Here is a 17,321-nt window from a genome sequence, read left to right on the forward strand (position 1 = left end):
ATTCAGCAAAACCAATGTTTTCATGTAAAGATTAGAGCCATCGTTTTTTTTTTTGCGATGGCCTTTTTTTTCAATCCTTCCTCGAAAAACAAAAGAGTTGGCATAATTCTCCCAAATAATTAAGTTTACAAACCCGCATCAAAATCAGGAGAATTCAATGTTTAAGAAGACTATTAGCTTTGCTAATATTTTTTCCATTTTCATTTTTAGCTACACATTTATTTTTGCCCAGGATAGTTTAACTGTTTACAAACTGGACAAGGACATCATTATTACTGCAAACAGAACACCTACTGCTTTTAACGATGTTGCGCGAACTGTTTCGGTAATTGATCACGTTGAAATTGAACATATTGCTGCCCAATCCATTCCGGAACTTTTAGAAAATGTAAGTGGTGTAGATGTTCTACAACGCGGCACACAGGGCGTACAGGCAGATATAAGCATGCGCGGCGCCGGATTTAACCAGACCTTAATTTTGGTTGATGGAACAAAAATGAGCGATCCTCAAACCGGCCATCACAACATGAATCTTCCGGTTGATATTAGTGATATTAAACGCATTGAAATCTTAAAAGGGCCTGGTTCAAGATTGTACGGCCCGAATGCTTTTGGTGGAGTAATTAACATTATCACAAAAAGTAGCGACCAGCTTGAATTATCTGTTGGTGGATTGATTGGAGAACACAGTTTATACAATTCCCAGATAAATTTTAGCCTGCCACATAATAATGGATTTACACGCCTCACAATCGCAAAAGCCGGAAGTGATGGTTATAAGTTTAATACCGCTTTCCATAACTTAAATGTATCGCAAAACAGCGAGTTAATATTTGATGATCTTACATTTTCAATTGCCAGTGGCTATAATGAAAAACATTTTGGAGCAAACAACTTTTACATCCCTATTTTCCCAAATCCATTCCAATACGAAGAAACTGATCTTTTTTTCTTAAAAGGGGCCTTAAAATATAAAATCGAAAACTTGGTTCTAAGCACCCAAACTTCATTTCGCGGACATAATGACACTTACTTTTGGAATAAAAACACAAGCTCACCAAACAAGCATCAATCAAACTCTGTTACAACTGAATTTAATGCCCAGTTAAATCACAAGTTTGGAATTACCAGTTTTGGTGCTGAGTATACAAGCGAAGATTTCGAAAGTAATTCTCTGGGAATTGAAGAAAAACGAAACAGCAATGGGTTATTTACCCACCAGAGAGCAAACAGCGGGTTTTTTGTTCAACACCAGGTTGCTTTTAATCAATTGATATTGAGCGTCGGTGGATCGCTATATAATTATTCCGGTCAGGGCTGGCATGGTTGGCCCGGTGCAGATGTATCTTATAAACTGTCTGAGAATTCAAAAATTTATTCGTCTTATTCCGAAGGTTTCAGGGTGCCAACATACACCAATCTTTATCTTAATTTCCCTGCAACAAGCTCTCCATTTGTACGCGCTTTTGGAAATCCCGATTTAAAGAATGAAAAATCCCATAATTATGAAGTTGGCTACGCCTTTCATAATTCTCATATAAATGTTGAAGCCGCCGTTTTTCAAAGAAATGATAAAAACCTGATTGATTATGTCTTTAATGAAACGGACACACTTTACCGGGCAGAAAACTTTACAAAACTGGTTACAAAAGGATTTGAAAGTTCCTTTAAGATTCTAAATCCAGGGCTCGGGTTTAATTCACTTTTTATTCAATATTCTTTTCTGGATTTAAATGTAGATCTGGTCGGAAAAAAAACAATTTATGCACTTACCCATTTTAAGCACCAAATTATTGGCGGGTTAAATTATTCTATTCCATTTTTAGATCACTTAAATCAAAGCTGGCGGATTCGCTATGAAGACCGTCTTTTACCTTCACAGCAAACAACAGTGGATACACGCATTAGTTGGAAAAGACCTTCTTTTCATATGTTTCTTGATATAACAAATATTTTAGATGAAAAATATGAAGATCTCCCAGGTGTCCCAATGCCAGGACGCTGGCTTAAAATTGGTTTTGAATACAAGATTTTTGGCGAGTTATAATAACATCAAAGTGGCTTGGGGAAATCCTGAAAAGCAACTTCAAATAACCTGACCTTTAACTTTAAGGGTTTGGCAAAGAACTACTTGAAAAAAGAAAAACTCTTAATGAACCTAAAAGAACTCACAGTAATTATTCCCACAAAAAATGAAGAGAAAAACATTATTTCTTTTCTGGATAGTTTACCAAAACATTTAAAACTTTTAGTTGTTGATTCTAGCACTGACCGAACCCGCGAACTAATCCAAATACAAAGACCGCAGAATACTGAAGTATTTTTTGAAGAATGTAATATACCCAGGGCCCGGCAAATTGGTGCAGACAATGCGTCGACAGAATGGCTTTTGTATAGTGATTGCGATATGATTTTTGACAAGATGTATTTTGAAAATCTGGAAAAAATGGAAATCCGAGAAAAACTCGGTGAGATAATGGGAGGAAAACACAGCCTTAAAAAGTATAAATGGTACTATCGATTTTACTCATTTAATATGATGTTCTTTTCCTGGTTTACAATCCCGGTTGGAAGCGGCTCAAATATGATTTTGAGAAAAAAAGCTTTGCAGCAAATTGGCGGATTCGATTTTTCTCTTTCTCACAGTGAGGATAGTGATATCCTTTGGCGCATCCGTAAAGCTGGCTGGAAGATTAAATTTAATCGCAACCTAAAAGTCTATGAAACCGATCATCGCCGCCTGGATGCAGGTATGTTTAAAAAATTCTGGCACGGTGGGTTACGAGCTTTTTTCCTTATTACGGGGATAAACAAAAAAAGCGTACAAAGTTCTGATTGGGGATACTGGGATAAATAATTGAAGTTTGCTTAGAAACTTTTTTTAACTATTTATTATTGCCCTAACCTTTTTTTTATCCACATAGGGTCTCTGCGCATTGGTAAAACGGCAGTAACATAGGCAATATTATTTTTTATGTAATAATAAATTGTGTATGGAAAACGTTTGGCAAACATAAGATATAACCCGTATTTTTTTCTATGTATGCCTGCATAAACTTTGAGTGATTGAATATCTGCAATCAAGCTATCCCAAAAATATTCACCAATCCCTTTTTCTTGCTTATCATAAAAAATTTTTCCATTTTTCAGATCGTTTTCAACCTCTTCTAGTAATAAAATCTTTTTAATTCGAATCATTTATGGCTGTGTTTTTAATTTTTCCAAAGGTATAAAACTGGCCGTTTTATTTTCTATCTTTTCCATTCTTTCTTTGATTAAATCTCCGTGCCAATCCGGTGGTTCAATTTGAGACTGCTCGCTCATGAATGACTCCCAAAGAAGTTCCATTATTTGAAAACGTTCTGTTAGACTCATTTTACTTATATCACCTGCATTCATTTTAATTTACCTTTCTCAGATTTTTAAAGAATATATTTAATATTTAACCTTTTGACAAACTTAGAATAAAATGTTTGCTAAAAAATCAAAAGATGATTTACTTTATATGTTCTTTAAAATAGAATATTAACAAAAACTCCAATTATATTTTTCAATTTTCCTTAATATCAGGATCGCAATGTTAAAACAAATCGGAATAATATTTTCGCTTCTTATAATTTCACATGCATTTCTTTTTGCCAGTGATTGGCAAAGAATGCATGGCAAATATGTTACTTTGGAATTTAATCCCGGCTTCGAGGCCTTGGCCGATTCCATGGTCAATATTGCTGACAGGGCTATCCCGAGACTTGCTGCCCTGCACGGTGTTTCACTTTCTGAATTTGATGAAACCAAAACCCGAATAATCCTTACAGACGCTCCAGACGTTTCAAATGGTTATGCTATAGAAAATGATATTGTCATTTATGCACGCAGCTCAATGTACATGAATTCCTGGAGTGGACCTCATACCTGGTATAAAATGGTTCTTGAACATGAGCTTGGCCATCACCTTACTTTCCGCGCTATTAAAAGAACAGCCAATATTTTTGGAATGCTGCCAATCGTATCTACGCCACGCTGGTTTTTTGAGGGTATTGCACAATATTTCGCCGAAACATGGACGCCATTTCGTGGTGATCTTTACATGAAAGAAGCCGTTTTAAATGGTCGTTTTTCTTATAACTCGCTACTAAGCCTGGAAAATGGCCGCCTGCTTTATGCATCCGGGCACGCGTATATTCGCTATCTGGCAGATCAGTTTGGCGATTCGTCTTTGATTAAACTTATGGCTTATGAAAAAGATGGTCTCTTTTACAATTTTGATGATGCTTTTGAAAGTGTGTATGGAAAAACCCCTGCATCACTTTTTCCCTATTTTGCCAGGCATATGATTATTTACTATGGCAATAAGGCAGCTGATTATCCGGTTCTTGATTTTACAAATACATTGCCTTCATTTGGCTTTCGTGATTTACAAATTTTACCGCTGAGTGATGCTGATTCAACCTACCTTGTTTCAACTATCAAAGAATCCAACCATCTTTTTATAACAGCTTTTATTGTAAAGATTGAAAATGGAAACCAGACTATTCTGAGCACAATCAGTAACAATGTCAATACAAAACTTATTGTTAGCCCGGACAATAATTTTATTGCTTATGGTAGACGGAATCTCGGAGCAAAATTTAATCAGACCACATTGAATTACGAGTGGTTTGTTTATGACAGAAAAACAGCCTTAACTTTTGAAGCAACGGACAATGTTCGTGCAATTAATGCATCCTTCACGAACAAAAACGAACTGGTTCTATCTGTTGCGGAAGCAGGTGAAACGATCTTGACAAAGATTCCCAACCCGCATTTAGACAATTTTCAATATCCCCCGCAACAAATTTTTAAAACGCCAATGCCCATTGGCAAAGTAATTGGTTTGGAAGACGGCTCGATACTTTTCGAAGCGCAGGCAAAAAGCTCTCAACGGGATTTATACATTTGGAAAAATGGAAAAACCAATAAAATAACGGCAGATTCGCCTGAAAACAGAAATGCAATTGTAATTAATGAAGACCTTATCGCATTTAACCAGATGATCGACAACAACCCTGCCATTGCTATTATGGATAGAAATAGTGGAAAGATTAGCACTAAGATTAATCAACAATTCCCGCTTTGGCTGCACAGTTTTGACAAGCGAAAAAATGAAATAATTACCATACACAAAGATGCCGGATCTAATACAATTTTTGCAGCACTACAAGTAGACTCGCTATTAAAAATGGAAATTGGCCCTGAGAAAAAAGAAAGCCTAAAAAAATATTCAAGCTGGACAAAAAAACAAGCTGTTGCAGACTCCATCGAAGGAAATGGTGAGGCAATATTGAGACATAAGAAAATTGAAGAATTCCCATTTCCACAAGGCCAATTGATAAACATGCAAACTATTCCTCTCCCCATTTATGATGAAAAATCTGGCGCAGGGCTTTTTGTTTCCTCCGTTTGGCTTGAATCGATGCAAAGACAAATATTAGCTGCTACAGGTCTTTTTTATTTTGACAATTGGGATGACTCTTTTCTATCCGCCATACATTCCATAAAATTTTTCGATCTCAATTTTACCACGGCATACTATCATGGACCGGGTTTTATTACTCGAATTGATGGCCATTACAAACAACTTGTTCACGATTATGGTGTTTTTGACGTGGAAATGAAACGCTTCATAAATGGAAATCCGCGGCTGGCATATGCTTTAAACCTCTCATATTCAACCGATCAGTTTTCGAAAGTTCCAACCGTAAATTCCGTCTCTCATCATGGCCCTTCAATTAAAATTGGAATGGGCTATAATTTACCGGCAAAGCTTCCATTTATCTTTCCTAAACGTCAAATATGGGGTTCTGTGAATTATTATAAATCTGCCAGAAAAGATTTGGATTTTTCAGTGTTACAAGCCGTTGGCCGCGTCGGATCAAACCTTTTCATGGAAAATATTGGAATTGTGAGCCGTTTCAATTTTACTAAAACTGATGGCGATGTTCCTTCCTCTGCACAGACCGGGATCGACCAGGATTATTCATATAATATTCCCAGAGATTTTAGGAATTCAAAAGCCATCCGCGGGGTCAAAAAAAATATTTTAGGAGATGAACTTCTTTGGTCTTCCACCGAACTTTCCTATGTTCTTGCTCAGAACACGCCTGCTAAAATTTTAATAATTCCTGTTAAAGAAGTTGCAATAACCGCTTTTATTGACGCCGCACAAATTAAGAATACTACATTAAATACATCGAACGATGTTTATAGTTTTGGTGGTGAGTTTTCCTTTGGTGAGAGTTTCTTGCGTTTTGCCGGCGGTTATGCACAGGGATATTTAGATAATAAAAAACTGAATGGTACATTTTATGGCCGGATTAATTTGATTATCAACGAGTTGTATTAGTGGTGGACTAAGGGCAAAAAATTTTATAGCTTTGGGGTCAGGTATTGTGATTCTATTTTTCTTTTCACTATTTAAATATAAGGTTTCTCATGAAAGCGCTCATCCTTGTTGATATCCAAAATGATTTTATACCGGGCGGAGCTTTAGCCGTAAATGATGGTGACGCCATAGTGCCAATCGTAAATAAACTACAAAATAGTTTTGATTTTATTGTTGCAACTCAGGATTGGCATCCGGCAAATCACGGGAGTTTTGCGGAAAACCATGAAGACAGTGAGGTTGGTGAAGTAATTGAGTTAAACGGTCTGCAACAAATTTTATGGCCTGTACACTGTGTACAAAAAAGTGATGGTGCTAAATTTCACCGCGAATTAAATCTAAAAAAAGTGATTAAGTTTTTTCAAAAAGGTACTAATCCGGAGATTGACAGTTATAGCGGTTTTTATGATAATGGCCATCGTAAGTCAACCGGGTTGGCCGATTATTTGAAAGAGAACAATATCAGCGATGTTTACATCTGTGGCTTGGCGACAGATTATTGTGTAAAGTTTACTGCGCTGGATGCAAAAGCTGAAGGTTTTAAAACTTTTGTAATTGAAGATGCTTGCCGCGGTGTAGAGCTAAATACCGGCGATGTACAAAAAGCTTTAGAAGAAATGAAAAATGACGGTTGCATTATTGTAAATAGTGAAATGATTTAAACTTCTCTATTTTTGATTCTACTTAATAATTTCCTTCAGCCCTACCTTCTGATCAACCTTTTCAATTTCAAAAGAGACCCGCCCCAAAAGCTGCTCACGATCTGTTTCAACATCAATACGCCATAAACCGGCTTGTATGTTGCGTTTTTGAGTATAACCGCGATAACCGCCATCGCGCCCGCCGTTTATTTTATAATTTGTACGATCTGTTGTAATCCACTCATCTTCTTTTTCATTATACATTTGCCAGTGATGGTAGATTCTCGTATTAAGATTTGTAGGAGCAAAAACCGAGGCAAAACAGAAAACCGTATCTCCGGGCGCGTATCGGAAATCATCATCGGAGTCTTTAAATGGCTCATACCAGCTGCCTTCCTCAAAACGCAGCTTATAACCATCGCCAACCCGGTTTACATAATGATAGATGCCGGCTTCTTTTAAAGAAAGCGGAACCGGCGGAATCAGGTTTGTAAAATACAGCATATTAAAAATCAGGTAAATGGAACCCAGCGTTATTAGCTGATTCTTAAGTTTGGCCTGCATTTTATCGTACAGCTGTTTATACAAAAGATAAACCAATCCGGCAATAAACCCTGAACTGACCAATCCGCTAAGTAAAAAAATGAAAGCATTCATGGTTTCAAAAAGAACTGGCAGGTAAAAAATAAAAAATGAAAATGTTGCCAAATAGTAAAATATTATTTGAAAAGTGAGATTGCCAAGCCTGTCTTTAACAAACTCATTGCTCACCAAAAGCAAAATTAAAAAAAGTAGAAAAAGCCAATTTTTTGTGATTGATGCGCTCTGAAAATAGTAAACCACATAACCACTAAACAAACCGCCAAAGAAAAATTGAACCAGGTTTGGATACCAATCCTTATATTTTAAAAGCCATTTATTTTCTATGATATTTTCTTCAACCAGGTTCACCAGGTAAATAAAAACTCCTGCCAACAGGATATAGGAAAACATAATCAGGTTATCCAAAAGTAAATCAATGCGCGTAAGAGTAAAACTGTCCCAGGTAAAACCGGCAAAAAATGCGATAATCGGCTGGTATTGTTTTTTGTCTTCGTAAAAGGCCTTTAAGGTCGTGGTTGTTTCGTCAAGTATTTTCTTCATTTAAAGACATCCATATAGTGGTGACTGAGCTTGTCCTACTGACAGGATCAGGGTACAATCGCTTTAAGAGTTTTTAATAATCGAAAAGAACTCCTCCAAATTACCCAAGTCTTGCATCACAAAATCTGCTCCCGCTTTTAGCATAACCTGCTTATCAATTTTTCCCGTTAAAACGGCCAAACATTTTAAACCATTTGCTTTGGCACATTCCACATCTTTTGGGCTATCACCAATAATCCAGGTATCCTCAGCTAAGAATGTTTTACCAAAATATTTATCAGCCCGAGAAATGGCGATGGGTGGTAATTCATTTCGGTTCCAATGATCGCTGCCAAACGCACCAAGTGAAAAATAGCTATCCAATCCGGCAGCATTTAATTTAATTTTAGCGCCGTGCATCATGTTTCCTGTAACAAGGCCCATAAAAATAGCATTATCCAGGCTACAGGTTTTCAACAGATTTTCAACACCAGGCAAAATATCAGGAGGAGTTTGTGGAGTAACATGTTTTTTTAACTCGCAAAGGAAGTCGTCCAAAATGATATTTATAATCGGATCATCGAGCTCAATTTTATGATTATTAGACGCTAAAACCTGTTGAACAATCAACGGATCAGTCATTCCGTTAAAGCGTACCTCGTTTCCATTTTTAAAGTTTGGGAAATGCTTTTGGATTACATTAAGGGCAACTTTTTTAGGTATACCGCGCCCGGTGATAAGCGTGCCGTCAATATCAAATAGAAGAAGTTTTTTCATAAATCATTTTAGTTTTAAAAGAGTCTTACCACTGACACACACAGAATCATCACGGATCTTAAATAAAACTAAGTTTTAATTATTACTTACATCGGTGTAAATCTGTGCTGATCTGTGGTAGCAAAACCAGTATTAATATCCCATTTGCTTCAGCTTACTTTCGCTCCGCCGCCAGGCCGGATTAACTTTAACACGTAGTTCCAGGTAAATCTTTCTGCCCAAAAACTGTTCAATAACATTGCGGGCTTTTGCACCAACCTCTTTTAACTTTGCCCCTTTTGCGCCAATTAAAATGCCCTTCTGCGAATCACGTTCAACAAAAATAACTGCCTCGATATAATCTTTGCCTTTACTTCGCTCCTTAAATTCCTTGATCATTACCTCTGAAGAATAAGGAATTTCTTCATGATATGACCGAAAGATTTGCTCCCGGATCAGCTCACTAACAAAAAAGCGTTCCGGTTGATCTGTAATGGCATCCTTATCATAAAATGGAGGGCTCAATGGCAAGTTTTTTTCGATTTCAGTTTTCAGTTCATCAACTCCCTCTCTGTTTGTCGCAGAAATGGGAACAATCGAATCAAAAGAATACCATTTTTGATAGAGCTCAATCAATGGCAATATTTTAGATTTTTCTATAAGATCGATTTTATTAAGAATTAAAATGGAACGATGTGCCGATGTTTTTAATGCTTTTAGATCAATCTCCACAGGATGTTTTTTTTGTGTGCAGTCAACCATCATAAGCAGCAAATCTGCATCACTCAAAGCCTCTTCAATTTGCTTTACCATTTTTTTATGAAGCTCATATTTTGGTTTTACCAAACCGGGCGTATCCACAAAAATGCATTGAAGATTTTCCTCATTTAAAATGCCCAGTACATTACGCCGTGTAGTTTGTGGACGTGCAGAAATAATTGCCAGCCGAATATCGAGCAAGGCATTTAATAAAGTGGATTTACCTGAGTTTGGTAAACCGAATATTGCAGCATAACCTGCTTTGTGTTTTGTGTTTATGGATTGGTTCAAAATTGTGTTCTTTATTTTAAAATTTCTAGTAGTTTTTGAATTTGTTCTAAACGTGGCTGCATAATTTCAAATCCTGTATCACGATCGATTTTATCTGACCAAAATTCGCAGATAACTCCGCTTTGGCCTACAAAAAAATAAGCCAGGTTTTCAAATGTTCCGAGAACGTCTTTTAATTCTTCTTTTTCGATTAGTGCTTTTATTTTTTTATTATCTGCCGGCATTATAAAAAAAGCTTTGCCGTTGTTTGATAAAACCTCGCCGGCATTATCCGGCGATTCATTATTTTGTTCCAGCTGCCATGATTTTTCGGTAATTGTTAAAGAAAAGTCCTGAACTGCGTTTAACGAAATATCAATATAGGTTTTTCTTCCGGAGCTTGTTCTGGCTGTGCTAAAATTTATGGTTAAGTCATTTCCATTTACATTGCCATGAAAAACTGGTCTTGCAACAAAACTGTTTCTTATAATTTTCCCACTGTAATTATCTTCAAGGTCCAACATATTTCGATGAACAACATCCCATAAAGATTTTCGAAGATAAATCAACCCCGCCCAGGCAAGCAATAATAACAAAACAACCGATGCAGCAATCATAAGCATAAAAACAATTTCTCCTATTGAAAATAAATGGGCATGGGTGAAAAACAAATTATAAAAACTATGTATGAAATATAGCCAATTAGTTTTCGGCCAACTCCAATGTTAATCGATTCATCCAAAGTTGGCGGATGTTTAAACTTTATAAACAGAATAATTAAAAATGGCCAGAGAAAATACACCCATGAATTGTATTGGGAAATCAAAACAATATTTAACGCAATAAGAGCAGCAAATCCGGCGACTGCTATTCGTGCTGATTTTCCGCCAAACATTGCATGGGTAATGTGTCCGCCATCCAGCTGGCCAATCGGCATTAAATTAAGCGCAGTAATAAGCAGCCCAAACCATCCGGCAACGATATATGGAAAATGATACACTTCACTCATAGGCAAATAAGATCTGCCTGTTTTTTCTGCAATAAAATCGAATAAAATGTTGCTCCCAAAAGTAAGGGCTCCCGTTGTATCGGTGGCAATTGGATGCAATGATCCGATAAACTCCCACATTGCTTCTTCATTCGGGATTTGGTGAAAACCAATAATGAGAAAAATTAAACTTACAACAAAACCGGCAATGGGTCCTGCAACCCCAATATCAAAAAGTGCTTTTTTATTCGGGATCTGCTCCTTTAGGCGGATAAAAGCGCCAAGTGTCCCAAAATTGACTATAAATGGAAAATAGATGGGCAGGAAATACGGAAGTGTTACATTGAGCCCATAAAAACGGGCGAAAAGATAATGCCCCATTTCATGGCAAAACAAAATTGAAAGCAAAGCAAAAGAATAATTAAATCCGTAACTGAAGTTTTCCCATGAAGAAAACGGGTCCTTTTCTCCAAGTTGAACACCCGTTATTGTAGTGGTTAAAATGGTAACAAATAATAACAATATGGGAACGAATACCTGGTTCTTTCCAGGTTTATGATCCGATGAAAGAATCCTGAGGTAGTATTTTTTCTTGGAAAATTCAGCCTGAGAATAAAGTCCTTTACTTAACAGCTCTTCCTGTATTCCACGTATTTCATCATCTGTTAATTTATTTATGTCTTGCTTGTAAACCAGAAATCCATACATCCGCGCCCATTTATCAAGCTTTAAACGTCCGCGAATAACCGGTTCTGCAATTTCTGCACGTCTTTTTGAGTACAATTAATTCCTTTGATTTGTGTTACTAAAGCAGCGAATAAACATTAATCCTGGTTTTCCTGTTCTTCTTCTTCCTGAATTTTTCCTGTCATCGGAACAAACCGAACCGGTAAAACACTGTCCATTGTGTGGCCACCGTTATTTTTGCTAATTACAACTAATTCCTGAACATATTTTCCAACCGGCAAAATCATTCTGCCACCAACTTTTAGCTGTTCAAGCAAACGAGGCGGTATTGTTGATGGAGCAGCCGTAACCATAATCGCATCAAATGGGGCTTGTTCAGGCCAACCAAGATAGCCATCGCCCTGTTTGATAATTATATTTTCATACCCCAGGCTCGTGATTGTTTTTTGTGCACTTTCAGCAAGCTCTTCTATAATTTCCATCGAGTAAACTGTATCCGCAATTTGGGCAAGTATTGAAGCCTGATAACCAGAGCCTGTTCCAATTTCTAAAACCCGGTCACCAGGTTTAATGCGTAACTCATCTGTCATAAAAGCCACAATATAGGGCTGGCTTATCGTCTGTCCTTTTCCAATTGATCTGGCTTCATCATTATAGGCTGCGGCTTGATCTTCTTCCGGTACAAATTTATGTCTTGGAACAGTTTTCATGGCATTAATTACTAACGTGTCTTTTACACCGCGTGCTAAAATCTGGCGCTTCACCATCTCACTTCGTAGTTGTGTAAATTGATCTTCTGCCATTGTTTCCCTGTTTTTGCTGGTACAGGAAAATACAAAAAACATAGCTAAACAAACCAAAATTATTTGTTTGCTAAAATTCCCATAAGAAAATTCTATTAACCGTTTATTAATCACCATTTTTGCCTTCTTTTCACATCATGAAAAAAGTATTATTGGTTTAAAACCATTAAATGTTCGGTCACGCTTTCTGCAAGGCCATTTAAATCATATCCACCTTCCAGCATTGAAATAATTTTCCCATCACAATGATCATTTGCAAACGCGGTTATTATCTTTGTCATTTGTGCAAACCCATCACTGCTAACATTCATGCCGCCGATTGGATCTGAAACATGCGCATCAAATCCTGCTGAAATAAAAACTAAATCCGGCGAAAAAACTTTTCCAATTTTAGATAACGCGTCCGAAAGAATTTTACAATACGTCCCATCATCCTGGCTGGAATCTAAAGGAATATTGAGCGTGTAACCTACACCTTCATCAGCTCCTGTTTCATTCGAAAACCCTGTCCCGGGAAAAAGTGGAGACTGATGCAAACTCAAGTAAAACACATCATCACGATTATAAAAAATATCCTGTGTCCCGTTTCCGTGGTGAACATCCCAATCAATAATCAAGGCACTTTTAATATACTTTTTTTCAATGGCATAAGCGGCGGCAATGGCAATGTTATTAAAAATGCAAAATCCCATAGATCGGTTTTTCTCTGCATGATGGCCTGGTGGGCGAACGGCGGTAAAAATTCTGGAATGACTCTTTTCCTTAAAAACTAAATCCACGGCGTGTATGCCGGCACCAACAGCTTTTAAAGCCGCGCTTATTGATTGTTCACTTAAGATGGTGTCACCATCAATAACAAAATTTTCTATACCGTTTTGGGCAAGATTGTATTCTACCAGATTTTTGTTATGGGCAAGACAAAGTTGATTTTTAGTTGCCGGAGGTGGTGAGAAGTGTGAAAGCCGGGTCCAAATTCCTGATTTTTTTAAATGAGATTCAATGGCCCGTAATCGGTCGGCTCTTTCCGGGTGAAACTCTCCCGGATTGTGTTCAAGAAAAATGGGATCCGAAATATAGCCAATTGTGTTCATTAGGAAATTAACTTAATCTTGGAAAATAGATTTTGAATGTAGTGCCCTTATTTACCTCAGACTCAACTTCAATGCGACCCTTTTGTTCTTCAATAAGTTTCTTTACAATAGCCAAACCAAGACCTGTTCCGCCTTTTTTACCGCTTGTTACAAAAGAATCAAACAAAGTTTGTTTAATCTCGTCCGGAATACCCGCACCTGTATCGGAAAGAAGGAACACAACGTCGTTTTTTTCTTTATTGGCCGTAATAGAAAATTTTCCACCAGGCTCCATGGCTTCAAGTCCATTTTTCATAATATTCATAAAAATGCGCTGTATTTTTTCCGGGTCAACATAAATCATACTTGCAGTATTACAGGCTGTTTCAAACTCAAATCCTTTTTTCTTAACATCGCCTTCAAAAAATTTCTGAAACTCTTCAAGTATTTTATTAACTGCGCATTTGACTGGCAAAATACTGGATTTTCCTTTTGCAAAGTCCAATACATCGGTGGTCATGTTCGTTAAAAACTTAATTTGCTGAGTTATGATTTCAGAATATTCTTTACGTGTTTCAGCATCATCTTCATCCTGCAGCAGATCAACGAAGCCATAAATGTTACCCATCGGTGTGCGTAAATCATGCACTATTGTACTCATCATATTTCCTATGGAAGACAAACGGTCTGCTTTGATTTTTTCTTCTTTTAACTGAAATGTTTCAATGGCGCGGGAAATCTGGCCGCTAAGTGATGAAAGAAGACGAATGTCCGCCGAGCTAAAATAATCATTTTCAGTTGATTTGTTGTAAACCTCTAAAATACCGATAACTTCATCATTAATCTTTAAAGGAACACATACCAAATGTTTAATATCAACACCTAATTTTTTTGAAAACTCTTCACTAAAAAGCTTATCATTCTTAACATCGTTTGAAAAATAGAGTTCGCCACTTTGAACAACCTTTCCAACAATACCTGTATTTCCGGAAAAATGAAGGCTGTTGGCTTTTTCTGAGTCTATATTTTTAACAACGCGTTTAGAGTATTCATTTGTTTTGCGGTCGCGTAAGGTTATCAGCGCTGCTTCTACAACAATGGTCTCTGTAATTTTTTCAATTAAGATATTGAGTAGTTCGTTCAGGTCATAGGCTTTATTTAACTCTCGTTCAATATCAAAAAGCAAGTCCAGTTCATTTACTTTCTTTTCAAGCTTGGAATATAAATTTGAATTATTGATGGCGATAGCAATTTGAGAAGCCATACTTGCTAGCAATTCCTCGTCTTCTTCTTCAAAAACACCTTCACGTTTGTTTAATATCTGAAGTACACCAATAATATTTTTTTCTTTTTCTGCATCTTTTGATGCCTCAAAAATAGGCATGCACAAAATCGATCTTGTTTTAAAACCTGTTTTCTTATCAATCGCCGGGTTAAACCGATCGTCTTTATAAGCATCTGGAATGTTAATAACATCTCCGGTTTTAGCCACATGGCCTGCAATGCCAACTCCAATTTTCAGGCGGATTTCCAATATTTCTGCGTCTTGTGCTACTTTGGACCAAAGTTCGCCTTTTTCCTTGTCAACGATATAAAATGTCCCCCGCTCAGAATCCATCAAGTTGTTAACTTCCTGGATTACCAGCATAAGTAAACGTTCAATCCTTAATTCAGAACTTAAAGCCCGCCCAATTTGCTGGATGGATTTCATCTCAACGGATTTTCTATTGAATTGCTTTTCTAGTTCAGAAATCGATAATTTATGTTCGTCCATGGATTTACTTCCCGAATTATTCTTTAAGTGGCCGATAAAATATACTGTATCATATGCCTAAAACAAAAAAAGGGATCAGGTAAATTATACCTAACCCCTTTTAAGATTTTTTTTATTTTCTTATTCTATATTCGATACTGCCCGCTCAACCGTTTCATAGCTATCAAAAACTTTTATGAGCTGAGTTATTATAAGTAAACTTTGTACTTTTTCTGTAACCCGTGCCAAGGCAAGCTTTCCATCCGAATTTTTTAAGGTTGTCATACTGGCCATTAAAACGCCCATCCCGGAACTGTTCATCCATTTAACGTCCCCAAGATCGATAACTACTTTTTTGATTCCATCAGAAATCAATCCTTTTATATGTTCATGCACTTCTTGTGTCTCGGGGCCACCCATCATTTTACCGGACAAAGTAAGTATCGCTACATGATTCTCGATTTTTTCTTTAATCTTCATTGAAATCTCCCCAAGTATGGACTCTTTTAAAAGCAATGAAAAAACATATAATAAAATATAGATTGAGTCAAATTTTTTAAGTTATAATTATGTTTGACTCTTTACTGTTCTGCTTACTCGTTGTTTGAACTTTCTTCTTTTTCAGGGTAGTAGGCATGAATTTTACTATCGAAAAATTCATCTTGTGCAATAACGGTTGGATTTATTTCTTTTTCAAATTTCATATCTTCCATCAATTCACGATCGTAAACATCAGCTTCATCATACATATCCATATCATTCAGGATTTCATTTTCTTTTTTCTCTTCAAGACGAACGGAATTAATTTGGCGGGCACGTGCTGATATCAATAAACACGCTTCATAAATATTAATATTTTTTTTGTGCATTTTTCTTAAATCAAGCGTTTGAATCGCCATTCAATTCTCCGGGTTGTTGTTAAAATAGCTGATAAATTTATCAAATTGTTTCGTCATTGTCAAAAGAAACTTGATGGATTTTGAATTATTATGTCCAGAACCATATTCATATTTTTTTTATTATTGAAGATTTTATTTATCTTGGCATATCTGGTTTTTCTAATCAATCCAAAACCTTTACTCATTTTACCTATCCTATGTTGAAATCATTTATAAAAAAACTTTTGTGGCCTCCCCATTTATGGAAGGCTTTCACAGCGAAAAAAAGAAGAAAAAAAGTAGCCCGCTCTGCTGAAGACCCACAACTTAAACTGTATGATAAAATTCTCAATACAGGATTTTTACATTACGGTTATTTCGATGACCCAAAGAAGTCAGCCGGAGATATTTCACTGAATGATATTCGCCATGCACAAATCCGCTACGCTGAATTGATTCTGGATCAGATTTCAAATATCAAAGATGATATATTAGATGTGGGTTGCGGAATGGGCGGACTGATTGGACTCCTTCTCGAAAAAAACATACCAACAACCGGTGTTACTCCAGATCGCGTTCAGGTTAACTACATCTCTGAAAAATATCCTCAAGCCACATTGATTCATGCAAAATTTCAGAAGATGCCGGTTTCAGAGTACGAACAATTTTTCAGCACGATTGTTCACTCGGAGTCTTTGCAATATATGGGGCTTAATAAAGCGATTGAAAAGGTTCTTACGCTATTAAAACCTGGTGGCCGCTGGATTGTGGTAGATTATTTTCGAACTGATGAAGCTCATGAGAAATCTGGCCACTACTGGAATGATTTTGTACAAAAGCTTGAAGACAATAATCTTGAGATTGTATACAAACAAGACATTACTGCAAATATCCGGCCGACCCTGGATTATATTTATATGTGGGGTAATGAAATAGGAAAGCCTATTTTTGAGTTCATTGTTGCAAAGCTTGAAAGAAAACATCCCGGGAAGCATTATTTACTAGAAGAAACAATCGCTGCACTTGATCACAAAATCGAAGATAATTTAGATATTGTAAATCCTGATATTTTTACAAAAGACAAAAATTATATCTTGGTGAGTATTGAACGAAAAGCCGGGTAATGCTCTTTGTATTTTATATCTTCCAGGGTTCTCAATATCAATTATACAG

17 protein-coding genes are annotated in these 17,321 nt (G+C 36.6%); 5 read left to right on the forward strand and 12 right to left on the reverse strand.

What is annotated here, in order from left to right; genetic code table 11:
* Window positions 1–157 precede the first annotated feature (157 nt).
* Window positions 158–2,047 (forward strand): TonB-dependent receptor, encoded by a 1,890-nt coding sequence (locus tag HND50_07825; GenBank protein ID NOG45123.1) that lies wholly within the window; start codon window positions 158–160, stop codon window positions 2,045–2,047.
* Window positions 2,048–2,152: 105 nt separating this feature from the next.
* Window positions 2,153–2,857, forward strand: a complete 705-nt coding sequence (locus HND50_07830) for a glycosyltransferase (protein ID NOG45124.1) — start codon at window positions 2,153–2,155, stop codon at window positions 2,855–2,857.
* A 35-nt stretch (window positions 2,858–2,892) separates the two neighbouring features.
* Here the strand turns inward: HND50_07830 and HND50_07835 are convergent, their stop codons facing one another.
* Both HND50_07835 and HND50_07840 read right to left on the reverse strand, forming a co-directional pair.
* Complete coding sequence (locus tag HND50_07835) at window positions 2,893–3,198, reverse strand: type II toxin-antitoxin system RelE/ParE family toxin (GenBank protein NOG45125.1); 306 nt, start codon at window positions 3,196–3,198, stop codon at window positions 2,893–2,895.
* Window positions 3,199–3,375 carry an addiction module protein gene (locus HND50_07840; protein NOG45126.1) on the reverse strand — a complete coding sequence of 59 codons (177 nt, stop codon included), beginning with the start codon at window positions 3,373–3,375 and terminating at the stop codon, window positions 3,199–3,201. It abuts the gene before it with no gap.
* A 202-nt stretch (window positions 3,376–3,577) separates the two neighbouring features.
* Between HND50_07840 and HND50_07845 the strand changes: the two genes are divergently transcribed.
* Window positions 3,578–6,382, forward strand: coding sequence for a hypothetical protein (locus tag HND50_07845; GenBank protein ID NOG45127.1), 2,805 nt, complete (start codon window positions 3,578–3,580; stop codon window positions 6,380–6,382).
* Between the two features lie 89 nt (window positions 6,383–6,471).
* Window positions 6,472–7,083: a bifunctional nicotinamidase/pyrazinamidase gene (gene pncA / locus HND50_07850; protein NOG45128.1), complete on the forward strand. Its 612-nt coding sequence runs from the start codon at window positions 6,472–6,474 to the stop codon at window positions 7,081–7,083.
* An 18-nt stretch (window positions 7,084–7,101) separates the two neighbouring features.
* Here the strand turns inward: pncA and HND50_07855 are convergent, their stop codons facing one another.
* The 10 genes from HND50_07855 to HND50_07900 all read right to left on the reverse strand — a co-directional run bounded on the left by HND50_07855 (window position 7,102) and on the right by HND50_07900 (window position 16,169).
* On the reverse strand, window positions 7,102–8,205 hold the full coding sequence (locus tag HND50_07855) for a DUF2914 domain-containing protein (protein ID NOG45129.1): 1,104 nt from the start codon (window positions 8,203–8,205) through the stop codon (window positions 7,102–7,104).
* Window positions 8,206–8,268: 63 nt separating this feature from the next.
* Window positions 8,269–8,961, reverse strand: a complete 693-nt coding sequence (locus HND50_07860; GenBank protein NOG45130.1) for an HAD hydrolase-like protein — start codon at window positions 8,959–8,961, stop codon at window positions 8,269–8,271.
* Between the two features lie 132 nt (window positions 8,962–9,093).
* Window positions 9,094–10,005 carry a GTPase Era gene (gene era / locus HND50_07865; GenBank protein ID NOG45131.1) on the reverse strand — a complete coding sequence of 304 codons (912 nt, stop codon included), beginning with the start codon at window positions 10,003–10,005 and terminating at the stop codon, window positions 9,094–9,096.
* On the reverse strand, window positions 10,002–10,592 hold the full coding sequence (locus HND50_07870; protein NOG45132.1) for a hypothetical protein: 591 nt from the start codon (window positions 10,590–10,592) through the stop codon (window positions 10,002–10,004). The genes era and HND50_07870 overlap by 4 nt, the downstream gene beginning before the upstream one ends.
* A gap of 14 nt (window positions 10,593–10,606) precedes the next feature.
* Window positions 10,607–11,740: a site-2 protease family protein gene (locus HND50_07875; GenBank protein ID NOG45133.1), complete on the reverse strand. Its 1,134-nt coding sequence runs from the start codon at window positions 11,738–11,740 to the stop codon at window positions 10,607–10,609.
* Window positions 11,741–11,781: 41 nt separating this feature from the next.
* Complete coding sequence (locus tag HND50_07880) at window positions 11,782–12,489, reverse strand: protein-L-isoaspartate(D-aspartate) O-methyltransferase (protein NOG45134.1); 708 nt, start codon at window positions 12,487–12,489, stop codon at window positions 11,782–11,784.
* Window positions 12,490–12,596: 107 nt separating this feature from the next.
* On the reverse strand, window positions 12,597–13,538 hold the full coding sequence (locus HND50_07885) for a histone deacetylase (GenBank protein ID NOG45135.1): 942 nt from the start codon (window positions 13,536–13,538) through the stop codon (window positions 12,597–12,599).
* A gap of 7 nt (window positions 13,539–13,545) precedes the next feature.
* The gene (locus HND50_07890) at window positions 13,546–15,291 is read right to left on the reverse strand and encodes a GAF domain-containing protein (protein ID NOG45136.1); all 1,746 of its coding nucleotides are present in this window, start codon (window positions 15,289–15,291) and stop codon (window positions 13,546–13,548) included.
* Window positions 15,292–15,411: 120 nt separating this feature from the next.
* Window positions 15,412–15,750 carry an STAS domain-containing protein gene (locus HND50_07895; GenBank protein NOG45137.1) on the reverse strand — a complete coding sequence of 113 codons (339 nt, stop codon included), beginning with the start codon at window positions 15,748–15,750 and terminating at the stop codon, window positions 15,412–15,414.
* A 113-nt stretch (window positions 15,751–15,863) separates the two neighbouring features.
* A complete protein-coding gene (locus tag HND50_07900) occupies window positions 15,864–16,169 on the reverse strand; it encodes a hypothetical protein (protein ID NOG45138.1) in 306 nt (101 codons plus the stop codon).
* An 80-nt stretch (window positions 16,170–16,249) separates the two neighbouring features.
* Here HND50_07900 and HND50_07905 point away from each other — a divergent pair, with 80 nt between their 5' ends.
* Window positions 16,250–17,272 (forward strand): methyltransferase domain-containing protein, encoded by a 1,023-nt coding sequence (locus HND50_07905; protein NOG45139.1) that lies wholly within the window; start codon window positions 16,250–16,252, stop codon window positions 17,270–17,272.
* Window positions 17,273–17,321 lie beyond the last annotated feature (49 nt).

The sequence above is a fragment of the Calditrichota bacterium genome, from assembly GCA_013112635.1.
GTDB lineage: Bacteria > Calditrichota > Calditrichia > Calditrichales > J004 > JABFGF01.

Excerpts from the sequence above, each read along its gene's own strand:
- HND50_07825 (NOG45123.1), top strand. The coding sequence starts at position 158 with ATGTTTAAGAAGACTATTAGCTTTGCTAATATTTTTTCCATTTTCATT.
- HND50_07830 (NOG45124.1), top strand. The coding sequence starts at position 2,153 with ATGAACCTAAAAGAACTCACAGTAATTATTCCCACAAAAAATGAAGAG.
- HND50_07835 (NOG45125.1), bottom strand. The coding sequence starts at position 3,198 with ATGATTCGAATTAAAAAGATTTTATTACTAGAAGAGGTTGAAAACGAT.
- HND50_07840 (NOG45126.1), bottom strand. The coding sequence starts at position 3,375 with ATGAGTCTAACAGAACGTTTTCAAATAATGGAACTTCTTTGGGAGTCA.
- HND50_07845 (NOG45127.1), top strand. The coding sequence starts at position 3,578 with ATGTTAAAACAAATCGGAATAATATTTTCGCTTCTTATAATTTCACAT.
- pncA (NOG45128.1), top strand. The coding sequence starts at position 6,472 with ATGAAAGCGCTCATCCTTGTTGATATCCAAAATGATTTTATACCGGGC.
- HND50_07855 (NOG45129.1), bottom strand. The coding sequence starts at position 8,205 with ATGAAGAAAATACTTGACGAAACAACCACGACCTTAAAGGCCTTTTAC.
- HND50_07860 (NOG45130.1), bottom strand. The coding sequence starts at position 8,961 with ATGAAAAAACTTCTTCTATTTGATATTGACGGCACGCTTATCACCGGG.
- HND50_07870 (NOG45132.1), bottom strand. The coding sequence starts at position 10,592 with ATGCTTATGATTGCTGCATCGGTTGTTTTGTTATTATTGCTTGCCTGG.
- HND50_07880 (NOG45134.1), bottom strand. The coding sequence starts at position 12,489 with ATGTTTTTTGTATTTTCCTGTACCAGCAAAAACAGGGAAACAATGGCA.
- HND50_07885 (NOG45135.1), bottom strand. The coding sequence starts at position 13,538 with ATGAACACAATTGGCTATATTTCGGATCCCATTTTTCTTGAACACAAT.
- HND50_07890 (NOG45136.1), bottom strand. The coding sequence starts at position 15,291 with ATGGACGAACATAAATTATCGATTTCTGAACTAGAAAAGCAATTCAAT.
- HND50_07895 (NOG45137.1), bottom strand. The coding sequence starts at position 15,750 with ATGAAGATTAAAGAAAAAATCGAGAATCATGTAGCGATACTTACTTTG.
- HND50_07900 (NOG45138.1), bottom strand. The coding sequence starts at position 16,169 with ATGGCGATTCAAACGCTTGATTTAAGAAAAATGCACAAAAAAAATATT.